The organism is Frigoribacterium faeni (assembly GCF_011761235.1).
Taxonomy (GTDB): Bacteria; Actinomycetota; Actinomycetes; order Actinomycetales; family Microbacteriaceae; genus Frigoribacterium; species Frigoribacterium faeni_A.
The window spans coordinates 205,321-221,463 of record NZ_JAAOYW010000003.1 but is presented as its reverse complement, the minus strand read 5'-3'; the positions used below and the strand labels follow the sequence as shown (position 1 = coordinate 221,463).

Genomic DNA, 16,143 nt, shown 5'->3' with positions numbered 1-16,143 from the left:
GTCGTCTCCGCGGCCCCACCCCCACCACCACTCCCCGAGGAGACCGATGAGCGTCTACGACGTCTGGGCACCCACCGCGACCACCGTGCGACTGCACCTCGACGGCGACGTGCTGCCGCTCGAGCACGAGACCGGGACGGGCTGGTGGCGCGCCCCGGCCGACCTCGACCGCGGCCCCGGCCACCGGTACGGGTTCCTCGTCGACGACGGCGAGACGCCGCTGCCCGATCCGCGCTCGCGCCGGCAGCCCGACGGGGTGCACGGCCTCAGCGAGACCTGGGACGGCGACTCGTTCGACTGGACCGACGCCTCCTGGACGGGCCGCCAGCTCGCGGGCTCGGTGGTCTACGAGCTGCACCTCGGCACCTTCACGCCGGGCGGCACGCTCGACTCGGCGATCGAGAAGCTGCCGCACCTGGTCGAGCTCGGCGTCGACCTCGTCGAGCTGCTCCCGGTGAACGGCGTGAACGGCCGCTGGAACTGGGGCTACGACGGCGTCGACTGGTTCACGGTGACCGACAACTACGGCGGGCCCGACGCCTACCAGCGCTTCGTCGACGCCGCCCACGCCGCCGGGCTCGGCGTCGTGCAGGACGTCGTCTACAACCACCTCGGCCCCTCGGGCAACTACCTGCCCGCGTTCGGGCCGTACCTGTCGAGCAAGCACGCCAACACCTGGGGCGACAACGTCAACCTCGACGACGACGGCTCGCACGAGGTGCGCGAGTTCATCCTCGACAACGCCCTGATGTGGTTCGAGCGGTTCCACGTCGACGCGCTCCGGCTCGACGCCGTGCACGCGCTCGTCGACGACAGCCCCGTGCACCTGCTGCAGGAGATGGGCGAGCGCACCGCCGCCCTCAGCGCGCACCTCGGCCGGCCCCTGACGCTGATCGCCGAGAGCGACCTGAACGACGCCCGCCTCGTCACGCCCCGCGACGGCGGCGGCTTCGGCCCCGAGCACCGTCAGGGCTACGGCCTCGACGGGCAGTGGAGCGACGACTTCCACCACGCGCTGCACGTCGCCCTGACCGGCGAGACGAACAGCTGGTACGCCGACTTCGCGTCGCTCGACTCGCTCGCGAAGGTCGTCACGAAGGGCTTCTTCCACGACGGCACCTGGTCGTCGTTCCGCGAGGCCGACCACGGCCGCCCGGTCGACGTCGACCACATGCCCTCGTGGCGCCTCGTCGTCGCGAACCAGAACCACGACCAGATCGGCAACCGCGCCGTCGGCGACCGCCTCGCGGCGACCCTCGACGACGGCCAGCTGCAGATCGCCGCGGCGATGACGCTGACCTCGCCCTACACGCCGATGCTCTTCATGGGCGAGGAGTGGGGCGCGAGCACCCCGTGGCAGTTCTTCACCTCGCACCCCGAGAAGGAGCTCGGCGAGGCCACCGCGAAGGGCCGCATCGCCGAGTTCGCGAAGTCGGGCTGGGACGAGTCCGTGGTGCCCGACCCGCAGGACCCGCAGACGTTCGAGGACTCGAAGCTCGACTGGAGCGAGCTCGGCCGCGGCCGCCACGCCCTGCTGCTCGACGCCTACCAGCAGCTCACGGCGCTGCGCCACGCCGAGCCCGAGCTCACCGACCCGCGCCTCGGGCGCACGTCGGTCGAGCACGACGCCGACGCCGGCTGGTTCGTGATGACCCGGGGCACGATCCGGGTGGCCGTGAACTTCGGGACGGACGAGGCGCGGCTCGCCGTGCCCGCCGCCTCCGTGCTGTTCGCCAGCGACGACTCGATCGCGGCCGGGGCCGAGCTGGTGCTGCCGCCGCACTCGGTCGCGGTCGTCCGCTAGCCGGACGCCCTCGGCACCGACGACGACGTCCGCACGGCCGGGGCTGACCACCCCTGCCGTGCGGACGGTGCCGCCTCCCTGCTAGCGCGTCCGCACGCTGCGCACGACGGGCCCGACCCGGTGCGACGTCGCGCGGACGCTCGGCAGGCGACGGTGTCGCACGACCAGCTCGACGAGGGCGCGCCCCCGTCGGCGGAGACCCCAGAGGGTCACCTTGGTCAGCGACTCCCTGACGATCGAGCCGCTCATCTTCGAGGCGCCGTGGACGCGCTCGGTGAACGTGATCGGAGTCTCGACGACCCTGAGGCCCGCCTGGAGGGCGCGCCACAGCAGGTCGACCTGGAAGCAGTACCCGCGCGACTCGACGGCCTCGAGGTCGATGCGGCGCAGGGCCGAGGCCCGGAACGCACGGAACCCGCCGGTCGTGTCGGCCACCCGGATGCCGAGGGCGCCCCGGGTGTACCAGCTGCCGCCGCGGCTGAGCAGCTCGCGACGCAGCGGCCAGTTCTCGACCTCGCCGCCGGGCACCCAGCGCGAGCCGAGCACGAGGTCGTCGTCGGCGAGCAGCGCGAGCAGGCGCGGCAGGTCCTCGGGGTGGTGCGAGCCGTCGGCGTCCATCTCGACGATCGCGTCGTAGCCCCGCTCGAGGCCCCAGGCGAAGCCGGCGAGGTACGCGGCGCCGAGGCCGGCCTTCTCGGTGCGGTGCATCACGTGGACGCGCGGCTCGCGGGCGGCCCAGCCGTCGGCGAGGTCGCCGGTGCCGTCGGGCGAGCCGTCGTCGACGACGAGCACGTCGACCGCGGCGCCGGAGGCGAGGGTGCGCCCGACGATCATGTCGAGGTTCTCCCTCTCGTCGTAGGTGGGGATGATCACGAGGGCGTCGTTCACGGGGTGGTCCTTTCCGGTCGGGGACGGAGCAGGGGTCGTGCGGGTCGGGTGCCCGGTGCGGGCAGGGTGCGCGGCGCGGGTCGGGCGCGCGGTCGCGGCGGCCGGGTCAGCTCGTCGTGACGAGGTCGGCGAAGACGATCAGGTTGTCGACGTAGTGGCCGGTCGAGCGGTCGAAGGTGCCGTCGCAGGTGATCAGCCGCAGGCTCGGCGTGGGCGACGAGCCGTAGACGTCGCTGGTCGGGAACGTCGCCTTCGGCGTCCGCTCGCTGCCCGTCACGCGGAAGGTCTCGACGTCGCCGGTCGACAGGGTCACCTGCACCTCGTCGCCGACGGCGAGCGCCGCCAGGTCGACGAACACGGCGGGGCCGCTGCCCGAGTCGACGTGCCCGGCGATGACGGCCGGGCCGACGGCGCCCGGCACGGTGCCGCCGGCGTACCAGCCGGCCGACTCCCAGGCGCGGGGCGGGTCCAGCTCGCCGGCGGCGCCCAGGCCGAGGTCCTCGAGGCCGGAGTCGACCCCGATGGCGGGGATCTGCACCCGCACGGGGACGGCACCCGCAGGAGGCGCGGTGTACGACGGCGCGGCCGGGTCCTGGAACGCTCCCGCGGCTCCGCTGCCGGGGTCGCCGTCCGACGGGTCGGAGGGCGCGGCCGAGGCGGTCGCGGCCGGGGCCTGTGCGTCCGCGCCGTCGCCGCCGGGCTGTGCCGCGACGGCGGCCACGGTCGCTCCCCCGGCGAGCAGCAGCACGGCGGCGCCGAGGGCGATCGCCGCACGGCGGTGCGACGAGACCAGCTGCGCGAGGCTCATCGCGAGACCGCCAAGGGCGAGCAGGCGCCGAGGGCCGAGCCGTCGAGCTGCAGGGCGGCCAGGGCCGCCCAGGCCGCGCCGTAGTAGGTGGGGGTCGACTGGGCGAGGGCGTCCGACCGGGCGAGGTCGGCGGCCGCGGCGTCCGGGTCGCCGGCGCTCGCGAGGGCCGCGGCCCGCGCGGCGTAGGCCAGCGGGCTCTGGTCGTCGCCGAGCGACTGGCCGCCGAGGTCGAGCTGCATCGGCAGCTCGGGGTAGCGCTGCAGCACCGGGGCGAGACGGGCCGAGAGGGCCACGTCGACCGGGTCGCACGACTCGGCGTACCGCAGCGCGAGGCGCCCGGCGTCGTAGCTGTACTGGACCGTGCCGGCCGAGCCGTCGGCGCTCGGCAGCGGCACGACGGTGCCGTCCTGCTGCACCTGCGCCCAGTCGCTGGGCAGGGCGGTCGCGGTGAGCACGTTCGTCGTCACGGCTCGCGAGCCCTGCTCGAGCTCGGCCCAGCGGGGGTCGCCGCTCGCCTCGCCGAGCTGCGCGAACGCGGCGGGCGCGGCGTACGAGGGGTTGTACGACCAGGGGGCGGAGCCCGCGGCCCAGGGCCCGGGCAGGAGGATGCGGCCGACGTCGGTGACGGCGGTCATCTCGTCGAGCACGACGGAGCCGAGCTGCACGCCCTCGGCGGTCCACTCGGGGCGGTCGAAGGCCCGGCCGGCGAGCACGAGGGCCCGGGCGGCGTCGACGTCCGCGTCGCTGGCGGGCATGTCGTCGACGACGGCGCCGTCGGCCCAGCGCCAGGCGAGCAGTCCGTCCGGCCGGACCAGCTCCTCCTTCGTCCAGTCCCAGACGGCGGCGAAGCGGTCCTCGTCGCCCGTGCCGACCGCGACGAGCATGCCGTAGGCCTGGCCCTCGCTGACGGTGTCGTCTCCCTGGTCGCGGCGCACGACGCGGCCGTCGTCGTCGACCCACTCGTCGAGGAAGTCCTCGCCGAGCTGGGCGGCGGTGCGGGCGTCGGGCGTGCTGTCCCCGGGGCCGGGGTCGCTGCTCTCGGCAGGTCCCGCCGCGGTGCGGTCGGGGGCGCCGCCGGGTGCGCCGACGACGAGGAGGGCGATCCCGGCGGTCACGGCGAGCGCCGCGACGACCACTGCGGCGAGCAGTGCCTTCGTCTTGTTCGTCATGTCGTTCCTCTGGGTCGGGAGGTGGTGCCGGTCGCGCTCGAGGCGCACGGCGAGGGTGCTGCGGGGGCGGGGCCCGGGGAGGCGCGGTGTCCGTGGTCGGTCACCGCGCCTCCTCGGGGCCTCAGGCGCCGAACCAGCTGCGGACGGTCGCCCAGAAGCCGGTCGGCTCGTCCTCGACGGGGTGCTCGGCCAGCCAGCCGCCGCCCGTCTGGACGCCGCCCACGGGGGCCTGCGCCGTGGCCGCGCTGTCGACCACCGGCACGACGGTCAGGCCGCCGGTGGAGTTGTCGAGCACGAACAGGGTGTTGATGCTGCCGGCGGCGAGGTCGACGTCGCTCGTGCCCGTCACCTTCTGGCCGGTGAGGTCGAGGCTCCAGGGGCCGGCGGCGACCTCGGCGTACCCGCTGGCGCTGCCGAACGAGGCCTTGTCGGCGATGGTCGTGCCGGTCGAGGTCGACACCGAGACGTCCTTGCTCACCGTCGCGGCCTGGAACAGGCGCACCTTGGCCTGGCCGTCGGACGGCGGCGTGAGGTCGTCCTTGACGACGCGGGTCTCGAGGTCGTCGTTCGGGCCGTACGCCAGGGTCGTGATCGGCTGGCCGGAGTCGACGGTGACGTTCGTCGTGATGACCGGCTTCGCGTCGGCGGGGGCGTCGGCGGCCGTCATCGAGACGACGTAGGTGCCGGGGGTCAGCGCCTGGTACGGGCTGACCTGGCCGAACGTGACGTCGTCGAGGTCCATGACGACCTGTCCGCCGGCCAGCGAGGTCAGCGTGACGTCGACCGACTTGGTGTCGGGCGAGAGGTGCCCGACGCGCACCCAGCCGTCGCCCTCGGCGGCGTGGGCCGGCGAGGCGCCGACGAGGGAGCCGGCGAGGGCGACGCCCGTCGCGGCCGTGAGGGCGGCGACGACGACGAGACGGCGTCGGGGCGAGGTGGTCGGGGCGGCGACCGCCGAGGAGGCGGTGGTCGGGGAGGTGCGGTGGCGCTGGGCCATGGGAGTGGTTCCTTTCCGGTCGGGTGTCGCGCCCGGACGGGTGCGACGGCGGTGAGGAGCGGTGCCGGGGGCCGTGTGGCCGGCCCCCGGCGCGGTGGTCAGTCGGACAGGACGCCCGACGGCGCGACGGCGGAGAACGTGATGCGCAGTCCGTCGCCCCGGGGCTCGATCGAGGCGGGCTCGTACGTCTCGCCCAGGCCGCGGAGGACCGCGTCGAGCTGCTCGACGGTCTCCCCGCCCTGCGGCGTGACGTCGAACTGGCGGAACAGCGACTCCTGCTCGCCCGGGAGGGCGTCGGGGTCGGCCACCGAGATCGGGGCGATGGCGGCGAGCTGGCCGAGCACGATGATCGCGCGCGGGTCGAGTCGTCCGTCACGGAGGGCCTGGTCGAAGGTCGCGGAGACCTGCAGGTCGGGGTTCTCGGCCAGCTCGGCTCCGGCGGCGGACCGCGCGGAGGCGGACTCGTCGGCGCTGCGCTGGGCCTCGTCGGCGCCGTCGCGGTCGATGCGGCGGACGTTGACCTGCTGGTCGCCCTCGCCGAACGACGCCACGACCGTGGAGCTCTCGAGCGCCGACCGGACGTCGGCCGAGGCCGAGCCCGAGGTGCGGACCGATTCCGTCTCGAACAGGTAGTCGGAGTCGCGCCACCCGTTGGGCGACTGCGCCTGCACGGCGCCGTCGGTGTCGATCTTGTAGAACCAGATGACGTTGTCGCGGGCGAAGCCAGCCCGCACGAGGTCGACCCAGACGGCGTCGTCGACGAGCAGGCGGCTGTCCTTCGGCACGTTGGTCTCGACCCAGGTCTCGGCGTTCCGCATGGGGGCGTCGAGGTCGGAGTCGAGGAACCCGCGCAGCTGGACCGCCCAGAGCGGCACCAGGGCCACGACGGCCGCGACGGCCAGGGCGAGCCAGGCCACCGACCCGGTGCGGACGGCGGCGGTCGAGACGGCCCCCGCGCGACGGGCCCGGACGCTCTTCACGGCGGCGTCGGTGACCGCGGCCACCAGCAGGGCCGCGAACGGCAGCAGCATGATCACGTACGGCACCGGCAGGTAGCCGCCGGGACGGAACATGAAGACGATGAGGAACACCATCATCGCGGCGATCGGACGGACCCGCTTGACGAAGAGGCCGACGACGGACGCGAGCGTCCCGGCGACGATCAGGACCTGGTCGAGCTGCCACCACTGCGACACCGTGGCGAAGAACAGGCTGCCGGTGTCGAACACCGAGCCGCTGGCCTCGCGGGTGGCGAGCTGGAACTGGACGCCCTCGAGCAGGCTCACCCGGCCGGCGCCCGGCAGCAGCTCGCCCTTGACGGCGGCGAGGGCCACGTAGCCGAGGCCGACGAGCACGAGCAGGCTGGCGGCGATCGAGAGCGTGTAGCGACGCGTGGACCGGTCGGCGCCGCGCCACATCATCCAGGCGAGGAACGGCAGGGCCAGCAGGTACGTCTCCTTCGAGAGCACCGCGATGCCGAACGAGAGGGAGGCGGCGGCGAAGCCCGCGAGCTGGTACCGCTTGCTGAGCGCGAAGACGAACGCGGCGAGCAGCCAGGGCGTGGCCACGTTGTCGAGGTAGACCGTGCGGTGGAACTGCAGGGCCAGGGGCGACACCGCGAAGAGCAGGCCGGCGGCGGCCGCGGCGGGGCGGCTCAGGCCGAGCTTGCGGGCGAGCAGCCAGAGCAGGGCCACGGCGACGACCGTGAAGGCGAGCATCGCCTCGCGGCCGGCCAGCACGGCGACGTCGTAGCGGTCGAAGGCGCCGGTCAGGGCCGTGTAGGCCGAGATCTGCAGCCAGCCCACCGGCGGGTGGTCGTACCAGTAGGTGTAGTGCGCCAGCTCGCCGAAGGCCTGCACGGCCCAGGCCTGGGCGGTGTAGGTGCCCTCGTCGTCGATGCGCTGGGGCGAGCCGGCCATGTTGAAGGCCTGCACGACGGCGGCGATCGCCATGAGGGGCAGCAGCCAGACGAGGCTGGCGCCGTGGCTGCGCAGCCAGCCCGGCGAGCGCTCGGGCGTGGGCTGCATCGGGGTGCCGAGACGGCGGGGAGCCGTTGCGGTGCGGTCGTCGACCGCGGACGGGCGGTTCAGCGTGCTGGTCATCGGTCACCTCCGGTCATGGCCATGGCGGGCTCCTGCTGGGCGGCGCGGGGCGCCTCCTGCGGGGTCGGGACGACGGCGTCGCGGTGCGCGCCGGTGTGCTCGGTCTTCTCCCACGCGTTCATGCCGCGGATCTGGCGGAAGACCGCCCGGACCGCCGCGAGGGCGAGGAAGATCTGGTACGGCAGCAGGCCCCAGACGAGGCGGAAGTAGTCGCGGGCCCGGACCTTCTGGCCGTACGTGCGGCCGAACTCGCGCAGCCCGGTGAACTCGACGGCCAGCAGCACCAGGGTCGGCGCCAGCGGGATGAACGAGACGAGGGCGATGGCCGTCGGCACCTTGATCGTGAAGATCAGGAGCACGGAGATCGGGATCAGCAGGCCGGTGGCCGCCTGGATGAAGGGCATGGTCAGCAGGTAGCGGGCCATGAGGCGCTGGCGCAGACGGGGCAGCTTCTTCCACTCGCCCTTGCCGTAGACCTGCATGAAGCCCTGGTTCCAGCGGGTCCGCTGCTTGAGCAGCGAGACGAACGTGCCGGGGGTCTCCTCACGGGTGACGACCTCGGGGCTGTAGGCGACGACGACCTTCGCGCCGGCGCTCGACAGGCGCACGCCCAGCTCGCAGTCCTCGGCGAGGCACTCGGCGTCCCAGCCCTCGGACCAGTCGAGCCAGTCCTTGCGGACGAAGACGGTGTTGCCGCCGAGCGGGATGAACTTCTCCTTGGCGTGGAAGTGCAGGCGCGACCGGAACCAGAAGTAGTACTCGAGCACGTTGCGCAGGCTCCACCAGCTCGACTGGAAGTTCATCAGCTGCACGCCGCCCTGGACGACGTCGGCGTCGGTCTCGCTGAAGCGCGAGTCGACGAGCGTCAGCAGGCGGGGGTGCACCTCGTCCTCGGCATCGAACACGCCGACGATCTCGCCGCGCGAGGTCTGCAGCGCGAGGTTGAGCGCCTTCGGCTTGTTCTTCGGGACGCTCGAGTCGACGACCACGCGGATCAGCTCGGGGTGGCGTGCGGCGGCCTCGCGGGCCACGCGCTCGGTGCCCGGGTCGTCGTGGCCGACGATGGCGATGATCTCGAAGTCGGGGTGGTCCTGCAGCGCGAGGCGGTCGAGGGTCTGCCCCATGACCTCCTCCTCGTGGCGGCCCGGCACCAGCAGGGTGAAGGAGTGCGCGGCGGCGAGGGGGTCGGAGCTGAACTGGCTGCCCTCGAGGTTGTCCTTCGAGCGCCAGGCGTGCAGCATCCACCACAGGGTCGAGACGGCCACGGCCGTGAGCAGCAGCGAGACGACGATCAGCGACGAGTAGCCGATCCACTCGAGCGGGCTCCAGTCGGGCAGGGCGAAGCCGGAGAGGGCGTCGCCGGCGCCGGTGGTGGCGCCCCGGTTGGGCACGAACTGGTCGGGGCTGGTGGGCGCCTCCGGGGTGAGGAGGGGCTGGGGCTCGCCGGCGGCGAGCAGGGAGGTCACACGGTGCGTCGGGTCAGTCGACACGGTCGTTCTCCTGTCGGGTGGAGGTCGGGTGCGGTGCAGGGCGCGAGGGTCGGGTCTCGCGTCCGGTGGAGCGGGCGGGACGTGCGGGTCAGCGCACGTCCGCGGTGGCCGGCGCGAAGACGAACCACCGGTAGGCCACGTAGCGGAACGCCGTGCCGAGCACGAGCCCCACCCCGTTCGCCGCGATGTTGTCGGCGAGCTGGCTGGTGTGGCCGAGCACGTAGTGCGAGACGAACAGGCACAGGGAGGCGATGGCCAGGCCGCCCACGTTCACGAGGCCGAACACGACGGCCTCCTTGAGCACGGCCCGGCCGCGGTCGGCGCGGAACGTGAGGTAGCGGTTGCCCAGCCAGGCGACCGCCGTGGCGACGATCACCGAGACGACCTTCGCGCCGATGGGCTTGTCGTCGAGCAGGGTGAGCCGCAGCAGGTTGTAGACGCCGACGTCGACGACGAACGCGATGCCGCCGACGAGGCCGAAGGTCGCGAGCTCGCGGAGGCGGCTCGCCACGCGGGCCGAGACGGCGGCGCGGGCGGGCACGGCAGAGGACGCCGAGGAGGCGGCGGGGGCGACGGCAGGAGCGTCGGCCGGTCGGGTGGTCACCCTCTCGTCGAGGGCAGGAGCGTCGGGCATGACACCGGTTCGGGGGCCACCCGTTCGGGGGTTTGGCCGGGGTACACGGTTGTGCGCCGGTTGCCAGGGTCTCGTCACGTGCTGTTCACACGAGCCGCCGGGCGGGCAGCCCCCTCGGGGCGGGCACGCGCGTAGCGTGGGCCCATGGAATTCAGATACCTCGGACAGAGCGGTCTCAAGATCTCGGAGATCACCTACGGCAACTGGCTCACGCACGCCTCCCAGGTCGAGAACGACGTCGCGACGCAGTGCGTCCGCGCCGCGCTCGACGCGGGCATCTCGACCTTCGACACCGCCGACGCCTACGCGAACACCGGCGCCGAGACGGTGCTCGGGGCGGCGCTCGCCGGCGAGCGGCGCGAGTCGCTCGAGATCTTCACGAAGGTCTACTGGCCGACCGGCCCTGCCGGCCACAACGACACCGGCCTCAGCCGCAAGCACGTGCTCGAGTCGATCGACGGCTCGCTCACCCGGCTCGGCACCGACTACGTCGACCTGTACCAGGCCCACCGCTACGACTACGAGACGCCTCTCGAGGAGACCATGCAGGCCTTCGCCGACGTCGTCCGGCAGGGCAAGGCGCTCTACATCGGCGTCAGCGAGTGGAACGCCGAGCAGATCCGTGCCGGCCACGACCTCGCGAAGCAGCTCGGCGTGCAGCTCATCTCGAACCAGCCGCAGTACTCGATGCTCTGGCGCGTCATCGAGCAGGAAGTCGTGCCCGCGAGCAAGCAGCACGGCCTGAGCCAGATCGTCTGGTCGCCCGTCGCGCAGGGCGTGCTCACCGGCAAGTACAAGCCCGGCGCCGAGCTGCCGGCCGGCAGCCGGGCGACGGACGAGAAGGGAGGCGCGAACACGATCAAGCGCTTCCTCACCGACGAGGTGCTCACGGGCGTCGCCTCGCTCGAGCCCATCGCGGCGGACCTGGGGCTCTCGATGGCCCAGCTCGCCATCGCGTGGGTGCTGCAGAACGACAACGTCGCCTCCGCCATCATCGGCGCCTCGCGGCCCGAGCAGGTGGCGGACAACGTCAAGGCGGCCGGCGTCACGCTGCCGGCCGAGGTCATGGCGTCCATCGACGAGGCGCTCGGCGACCTCGCCGAGCGCGACCCCGCCAAGACCGTCTCCCCCGCCGAGCGCCCGGCCTGAGCGGGGCCTCCCGGCGACGTTCCCGATCCCGTCGGGCGATCGGGAATGTCGCGCGAGAGGATGCGCTTGCATATACTCGTACCGACCTTCGGTGACACGTCACCGATCTAGAGCTCACCGAACAGCCCACAGAACAGCAGGAGAACACCATGGCCATCACCGCAGAGAAGATCCCCGCCGGCACCTGGACCCTCGACCCCACGCACAGCGAGGTCTCGTTCAGCGTCCGCCACCTCGCCATCAGCAAGGTCAAGGGCTCGTTCGAGTCGTTCGACGCGTCGCTCGAGACCGCCGAGGACCACACGGCCAGCAAGGTCACCGCGTCGATCGACGTGGCCTCGGTCAACACGAACCAGAAGGACCGCGACGGCCACCTGCAGTCGGGCGACTTCTTCCTCGCCGAGCAGCACCCGACGATGACCTTCGTGTCGACCAGCATCGAGGAGAAGGGCGGCGACGACTTCCTCGTGCACGGCGACCTGACCCTCCGCGGCGTCACGAAGCCCGTCACCCTGAAGAGCGAGTTCGGCGGCCTCGTCGTCGACGGCTACGGCCAGACCAAGCTCGGCTTCTCGGCCACGACGAAGATCGACCGCACCGAGTTCGGCGTCACCTGGAACGCCGCCCTCGAGGCCGGCGGCTTCACCCTCGGCAACGACGTCACCGTCACGCTCGAGATCCAGTTCGTCCTCGCGGCGTAGTCCACCCGGCACCTCGGAGGGCCCGCACCTGCTCGGCAGGTGCGGGCCCTCCGTCGTCCAGGGGCGCGCCCCGGACGTCGTCGGGAACGCGCCGTCGGCGCCGGGGCTACGCGAGCAGCCGGCGCAGCAGCGCCCGCTCCCCCAGCGTCCACGCCGCGCTCGTGACCAGGTACAGCGCCGCGGCGAGCGGCACGAAGGCCGCGACGACGACGCTGACGAAGGGCACGACGCGGGCGATCGTCGCCAGGCCGGGCACCGCCTCCTGCGCCGTCGTGGAGGCCGCCGGCCCGGCCGCCCGCAGGTCGGCCCGTCGCCGCAGCTCGACGACGACCGCCAGCACGACGAGCAGGACGGCGAACGGCCCGACGACGGCGAACCCGCCGCCGACCGAGCCGACGAGCGTCGCGCCGAGGGCCGCCCCGGCCAGGCCGTGGCCGAGCAGGGCGTTCGCGTGCCCCGCGATCAGCGGGTGCGAGAAGAGCGACCACACCGCCGTCAGCACGGGCGCCTGGGCCAGCGTCGGCAGGCAGCCCGCCAGCGGCGACACCTTCTCCGACGTGTAGAGGGCCGCGGTGGCGCGCTGCAGCGCCTGGGGGTCGCGGATCCGGCGGCGCAGGTCCGCGAGCGCGGGGGCCAGCCGGCGACGCCCGATCTCGGCACGCACCTGCGACACCCCCACGGGCACGAGCAGCGCACGGACGAGCAGGGTGAGCAGCACGACGGCGAGCGCCGACGACGACGCGCCGGCGAAGGGCTCGACGGCGTCGCCGAGCGCGACGACGACGGTGTGCAGGCCGTCGAGCACGACGGCGAAGGGCGGGAAGGCGGACAGGTCCACGGGGTCCTCACGGCAGAAGGGGAAGGGTCTCTTCTGGCCGCCGCGGCGCCGCGTCTGCGGTCAGGCGGCCGGGAGGCCCTGCCCCGGCGCCCGCGCGCGCACGTGTCCGTCGGCGTCGGGGTCGCGGGCGAAGACGAGGAGGCGCACGTCGGCCGACTCGGTCAGCACCGCCCCCGGCACGGCCGCGCCCAGCCCGGCGAGCGCGAGCACCGCGCGGGCGACGACCACGATCGCCAGCAGCGCGGTCGCGCCGACGAGCCCGACGACGACGCCCACGGGCAGCGAGGTCGGGTGGCCCGCGCCGAGGCCGGTCGAGAGCGCGAGCTCGACCGGCGCCAGGACGCGCACCAGGAACTCGAGCAGGGAGGTCACGGCTCGACCCTAGACGACGGGGCGCGGGCCGTGGTCGGTACGCTGGCGGCGGACGCCAGGGTCGGCGACGCCCTCGGGCCGTGACGGCCCTCGGGAAGCCTCGACCGCCTCCTGCGTTGTCCCTGGTCACACCCGTTCGGAAGGACCCCGCATGACGCACGACTGGATCGCCCTGCAGCACCGAGCGCACGCGGAGTTCGCGCGCCGCGTCGAGGCCGTCACCGACTGGGACGCCCCGACGCCCGACACCGAGTGGGCCGTCCGCGACCTCGTGCGGCACGTCACCCGCGAGCAGCAGTGGGTCCCCGTGCTGCTCGAGGGCGGCGACCCGAGCGAGGCGCAGGCGTCGGTCGAGCCCCTCGGCGACGACCTCGTCGCCGCCTGGCACCGCTGGTCGGGCGCGGCGTCCGACGCCTGGCGCGGGGCCGATCCCGACGCCTCCGTGCGGCTGAGCTCCGACGTCGTGCCCGTGCGCGAGTACCTCGCCGAGCAGGTCGCCGACGTCACGATCCACGCCTGGGACCTCGCGAGGGCGATCGGCACCGACGAAGAGCTCGACGACGACCTCGTCGCCGCGGTCTGGACGGTCTTCGAGCCGCAGCGGGACGCCCTCGAGGCCTCCGGCCTGTTCGCCTCCCCCGTGCCGGTCGACGAGGACGCGCCCCTGCGGGTGCGGCTGCTCGCGCTGACGGGCCGCGACGCCCGCTGACCTCGCAGGTAGCCGTGGCCGCGTGATGGTTCGATGGCCCGATGACCGCTGACGCCGCGCCCGACGCCCGCCCCTGGCTGCACAGCTACGCCCCGGGCGTGCCCGCCGACATCGAGCCCGTGACGGGCACGCTCGTCGACCTGATCGACGACGCCGTCGCCGCGCACCGTGGCCGGGTCGCCCTCGAGTTCTTCGGGCGCGAGACGCGCTACCGCGACCTCGGCGACGAGATCGCCCGGGCCGCCGAGGGGCTCCGTGCGCTCGGCGTCACGGCGGGCGACCGGGTGGCGATCCTGCTGCCGAACAGCCCGCAGCACGTCGTCGCGTTCTACGCGGTCCTGCGCCTCGGCGCGATCGTCGTCGAGCACAACCCGCTCTACACCGACCGCGAGCTGCGGCACCTCTTCGAGGACCACGGCGCGAAGGTCGCGATCGCCTGGGACAAGCTCGTGGGGCGGCTGCGCGAGCTGCCGGCGGACCTGCGCTTCGACGCCGTCGTCTCCGTCGACGTCACGCGCGGGATGCCGCTCGCGACGCGGCTCGCCCTGAGGCTGCCGATCCCCGCCGCGCGGAAGTCGCGCGAGGCCCTGACCGCGGGCGCCGTCGGCGACCTGACCTGGTCGGACCTCGTGGCGAGCCGCCCGCTGCGGAGGCGCCACCCGCGCCCCGCGCTCGACGACGTCGCGCTGCTGCAGTACACGAGCGGCACGACCGGGGCGCCGAAGGGCGCCGTGCTGACCCACCGCTCGCTGCGCAGCAACGCCGCGCAGGGACGCGCCTGGGTGCAGGGCGTCGTCGAGGGGCAGGAGACCGTCTACGGCGTGCTGCCGTTCTTCCACGCCTACGGCCTGACGCTCTGCCTGACCTTCGCCATGAGCATCGGCGCGCGCCTCGTGCTGTTCCCCAAGTTCGACGTCGACCTCGTGCTCAAGGCCGCCGCGAAGCACCCGCCGACGTTCCTGCCCGCCGTCCCGCCGATCTACCAGCGGCTCGCCGAGGCGGCCGAGCAGCGCGGCGTCGACCTGCGCAGCGCCCGCTTCGCCATCTCGGGCGCCATGAACCTCCCCCTGTCGACCGTCACCGCGTGGGAGCGGGTCACGGGCGGCATGCTCGTCGAGGGCTTCGGCCTCACCGAGACCTCGCCGGTCGCGCTCGGCAACCCGATGGGCCCGACCCGCCGCCCCGGCACCGTGGGCGTGCCGTTCCCCTCGACCGAGGCGCGCGTCGTCGACCGCGACGACCCCGACCCCGAACGCCCCGTGACGCCGGGCGCGGCGGGCGAGCTCGTGCTGCGCGGGCCGCAGGTGTTCCGCGGCTACTGGAACCGGCCGGACGAGACCGCCGAGGCGTTCCTGCCGGGCGGCTGGTTCCGCACGGGCGACATCGTCAGCATGAGCGCCGACGGCTACGTCACCATCGTCGACCGCATCAAGGAGCTCATCGTCACGGGCGGCTTCAACGTCGCCCCCTCCGAGGTCGAGGAGGCGGTGCGCGCGTTCGGCGGCGTCGCCGAGGCCGCGGTCGTCGGCCTGCCCCGCGAGGGCGGCGGCGAGGACGTCGTCGCCGCTATCGTCGTCGAGCCCGGCCGCACCGTCGACCCCGAGGAGGTGCGCGAGCACTGCCGCGAGCAGCTCGCCGCCTACAAGGTGCCGCGTCGCGTCGTCGTGGTCGACGAGCTGCCCCGGTCGCTGATCGGCAAGGTCCTCCGTCGCGAGGTCCGCGACGCCCTCATCGCCGGCCGCTGACCCGTCGCGCGGCGGCCGGGTCGTCCTCGGGGAGGACGACCCGCGCCGCCCGGCCTGGTGGGATGGGGGCGTGACCAGTGACGCCGCCCGTGCCCGCGCCTCCGTCGTCGTGCTCGCCGTCGGCACCGTCGTGGGCGTGCTCGCCGCGGTCGGCCCGTTGCTCGTGGTGCGCGAGGTCGTCGAGGCGCGGGGCGGCGACGTCGACGGCTCGGCCGTCGTCGGGGCCGCGGTCGTCGGCGGGGCCGCCGCCCTCGCCACGGCGCTGCCCGGGTGGCACCGCGCGCTCGTCGGCATCGGGGGCTGGGGCGACCACGGCCGCAGCCGCCAGGTCGCGGCCGCCGCGGCGCTCGCGCTCGTGGTGCCCCTCGCGCTCTGCGCGGCCTGGGCGCGGCAGGCCGTGCGGGTCGCCTCCGACGAGCGGGCGGCCGCCGTCGCCGCCGTGCTGCCGGAGGCGCTGGGGCCCGTCCTGCCGGGCCTGCTGCTCGCGCTCGCGGGGTCCATCGGGTCGGCGGTCGTCGTCCGGCGCCTCCCGGTCGTCGTCGGCACCGTGACCGCCGCGGCCGGCCTCGTGCTGGCCACCGCGGCGGAGCCGTCGTGGCTCGGCTGGACGACCCTCGCGGCCTGCCTGGTCGCCACGAGCCTCCTGCTGCGCCCCCGCCGTCCCCTCGGCGACGCCCGACGCTGACGCCGGCCGCCTCGCAGCGGGGCCCGGCTCGGATCAGCTCGGCCCGGCCCGG

The 16,143-nt window shown here is 74.1% G+C and carries 15 protein-coding genes; 6 read left to right on the top strand and 9 right to left on the bottom strand.

Going from position 1 to position 16,143, the window contains the following annotated elements:
- Window positions 1-46 precede the first annotated feature (46 nt).
- Window positions 47-1,804 carry a malto-oligosyltrehalose trehalohydrolase gene (treZ, locus tag FHR78_RS13135; protein WP_166760987.1) on the top strand — a complete coding sequence of 586 codons (1,758 nt, stop codon included), beginning with the start codon at window positions 47-49 and terminating at the stop codon, window positions 1,802-1,804.
- 81 nt (window positions 1,805-1,885) lie between these two features.
- On the opposite strand, the gene FHR78_RS13130 is transcribed toward treZ, so the two are convergent.
- The 7 genes from FHR78_RS13130 to FHR78_RS13100 form a co-directional block, all read right to left on the bottom strand.
- A complete protein-coding gene (locus tag FHR78_RS13130) occupies window positions 1,886-2,692 on the bottom strand; it encodes a polyprenol monophosphomannose synthase (protein WP_347878210.1) in 807 nt (268 codons plus the stop codon).
- 106 nt (window positions 2,693-2,798) lie between these two features.
- On the bottom strand, window positions 2,799-3,500 hold the full coding sequence (locus tag FHR78_RS14900) for a class F sortase (RefSeq protein ID WP_208393213.1): 702 nt from the start codon (window positions 3,498-3,500) through the stop codon (window positions 2,799-2,801).
- Window positions 3,497-4,669, bottom strand: a complete 1,173-nt coding sequence (locus tag FHR78_RS13120) for a glycosyl hydrolase family 8 (protein ID WP_166760986.1) — start codon at window positions 4,667-4,669, stop codon at window positions 3,497-3,499. Before FHR78_RS13120 ends, FHR78_RS14900 begins: the two co-directional genes overlap by 4 nt.
- Window positions 4,670-4,790: 121 nt before the next feature.
- Window positions 4,791-5,666, bottom strand: a complete 876-nt coding sequence (locus FHR78_RS13115; protein WP_166760985.1) for a DUF4397 domain-containing protein — start codon at window positions 5,664-5,666, stop codon at window positions 4,791-4,793.
- Window positions 5,667-5,764: 98 nt separating this feature from the next.
- Complete coding sequence (locus tag FHR78_RS13110; protein WP_166760984.1) at window positions 5,765-7,768, bottom strand: ArnT family glycosyltransferase; 2,004 nt, start codon at window positions 7,766-7,768, stop codon at window positions 5,765-5,767.
- Complete coding sequence (locus FHR78_RS13105; RefSeq protein ID WP_347878209.1) at window positions 7,765-9,258, bottom strand: glycosyltransferase; 1,494 nt, start codon at window positions 9,256-9,258, stop codon at window positions 7,765-7,767. The genes FHR78_RS13110 and FHR78_RS13105 overlap by 4 nt, the downstream gene beginning before the upstream one ends.
- Before the next feature lie 88 nt (window positions 9,259-9,346).
- Window positions 9,347-9,892: a GtrA family protein gene (locus FHR78_RS13100; protein ID WP_166760983.1), complete on the bottom strand. Its 546-nt coding sequence runs from the start codon at window positions 9,890-9,892 to the stop codon at window positions 9,347-9,349.
- 144 nt (window positions 9,893-10,036) lie between these two features.
- Between FHR78_RS13100 and FHR78_RS13095 the strand changes: the two genes are divergently transcribed.
- Together FHR78_RS13095 and FHR78_RS13090 are read left to right on the top strand one after the other, a co-directional pair.
- A complete protein-coding gene (locus FHR78_RS13095; protein ID WP_166760982.1) occupies window positions 10,037-11,041 on the top strand; it encodes an aldo/keto reductase family protein in 1,005 nt (334 codons plus the stop codon).
- Window positions 11,042-11,190: 149 nt separating this feature from the next.
- Window positions 11,191-11,742 (top strand): YceI family protein, encoded by a 552-nt coding sequence (locus FHR78_RS13090; RefSeq protein WP_166760981.1) that lies wholly within the window; start codon window positions 11,191-11,193, stop codon window positions 11,740-11,742.
- Between the two features lie 106 nt (window positions 11,743-11,848).
- Here the strand turns inward: FHR78_RS13090 and yidC are convergent, their stop codons facing one another.
- Complete coding sequence (gene yidC, locus FHR78_RS13085) at window positions 11,849-12,580, bottom strand: membrane protein insertase YidC (RefSeq protein WP_166760980.1); 732 nt, start codon at window positions 12,578-12,580, stop codon at window positions 11,849-11,851.
- 60 nt (window positions 12,581-12,640) lie between these two features.
- The gene (locus tag FHR78_RS13080) at window positions 12,641-12,952 is read right to left on the bottom strand and encodes a DUF6412 domain-containing protein (RefSeq protein ID WP_166760979.1); all 312 of its coding nucleotides are present in this window, start codon (window positions 12,950-12,952) and stop codon (window positions 12,641-12,643) included.
- A 151-nt stretch (window positions 12,953-13,103) separates the two neighbouring features.
- Between FHR78_RS13080 and FHR78_RS13075 the strand changes: the two genes are divergently transcribed.
- The 3 genes from FHR78_RS13075 to FHR78_RS13065 all read left to right on the top strand — a co-directional run bounded on the left by FHR78_RS13075 (window position 13,104) and on the right by FHR78_RS13065 (window position 16,091).
- Window positions 13,104-13,661, top strand: coding sequence for a TIGR03086 family metal-binding protein (locus FHR78_RS13075; RefSeq protein WP_166760978.1), 558 nt, complete (start codon window positions 13,104-13,106; stop codon window positions 13,659-13,661).
- 41 nt (window positions 13,662-13,702) lie between these two features.
- Complete coding sequence (locus FHR78_RS13070; RefSeq protein WP_166760977.1) at window positions 13,703-15,406, top strand: long-chain-fatty-acid--CoA ligase; 1,704 nt, start codon at window positions 13,703-13,705, stop codon at window positions 15,404-15,406.
- Between the two features lie 70 nt (window positions 15,407-15,476).
- Entirely contained in the window at window positions 15,477-16,091 is a 615-nt protein-coding gene (locus tag FHR78_RS13065) for a hypothetical protein (protein ID WP_166760976.1), read from the top strand.
- Window positions 16,092-16,143: the final 52 nt, after the last annotated feature.

What these genes read in the sequence shown, in the direction of transcription:
- treZ (WP_166760987.1), top strand. Translation starts at nt 47, where the DNA reads ATGAGCGTCTACGACGTCTGGGCACCCACCGCGACCACCGTGCGACTG.
- FHR78_RS14900 (WP_208393213.1), bottom strand. Translation starts at nt 3,500, where the DNA reads ATGAGCCTCGCGCAGCTGGTCTCGTCGCACCGCCGTGCGGCGATCGCC.
- FHR78_RS13120 (WP_166760986.1), bottom strand. Translation starts at nt 4,669, where the DNA reads ATGACGAACAAGACGAAGGCACTGCTCGCCGCAGTGGTCGTCGCGGCG.
- FHR78_RS13115 (WP_166760985.1), bottom strand. Translation starts at nt 5,666, where the DNA reads ATGGCCCAGCGCCACCGCACCTCCCCGACCACCGCCTCCTCGGCGGTC.
- FHR78_RS13110 (WP_166760984.1), bottom strand. Translation starts at nt 7,768, where the DNA reads ATGACCAGCACGCTGAACCGCCCGTCCGCGGTCGACGACCGCACCGCA.
- FHR78_RS13100 (WP_166760983.1), bottom strand. Translation starts at nt 9,892, where the DNA reads ATGCCCGACGCTCCTGCCCTCGACGAGAGGGTGACCACCCGACCGGCC.
- FHR78_RS13095 (WP_166760982.1), top strand. Translation starts at nt 10,037, where the DNA reads ATGGAATTCAGATACCTCGGACAGAGCGGTCTCAAGATCTCGGAGATC.
- FHR78_RS13090 (WP_166760981.1), top strand. Translation starts at nt 11,191, where the DNA reads ATGGCCATCACCGCAGAGAAGATCCCCGCCGGCACCTGGACCCTCGAC.
- FHR78_RS13075 (WP_166760978.1), top strand. Translation starts at nt 13,104, where the DNA reads ATGACGCACGACTGGATCGCCCTGCAGCACCGAGCGCACGCGGAGTTC.
- FHR78_RS13070 (WP_166760977.1), top strand. Translation starts at nt 13,703, where the DNA reads ATGACCGCTGACGCCGCGCCCGACGCCCGCCCCTGGCTGCACAGCTAC.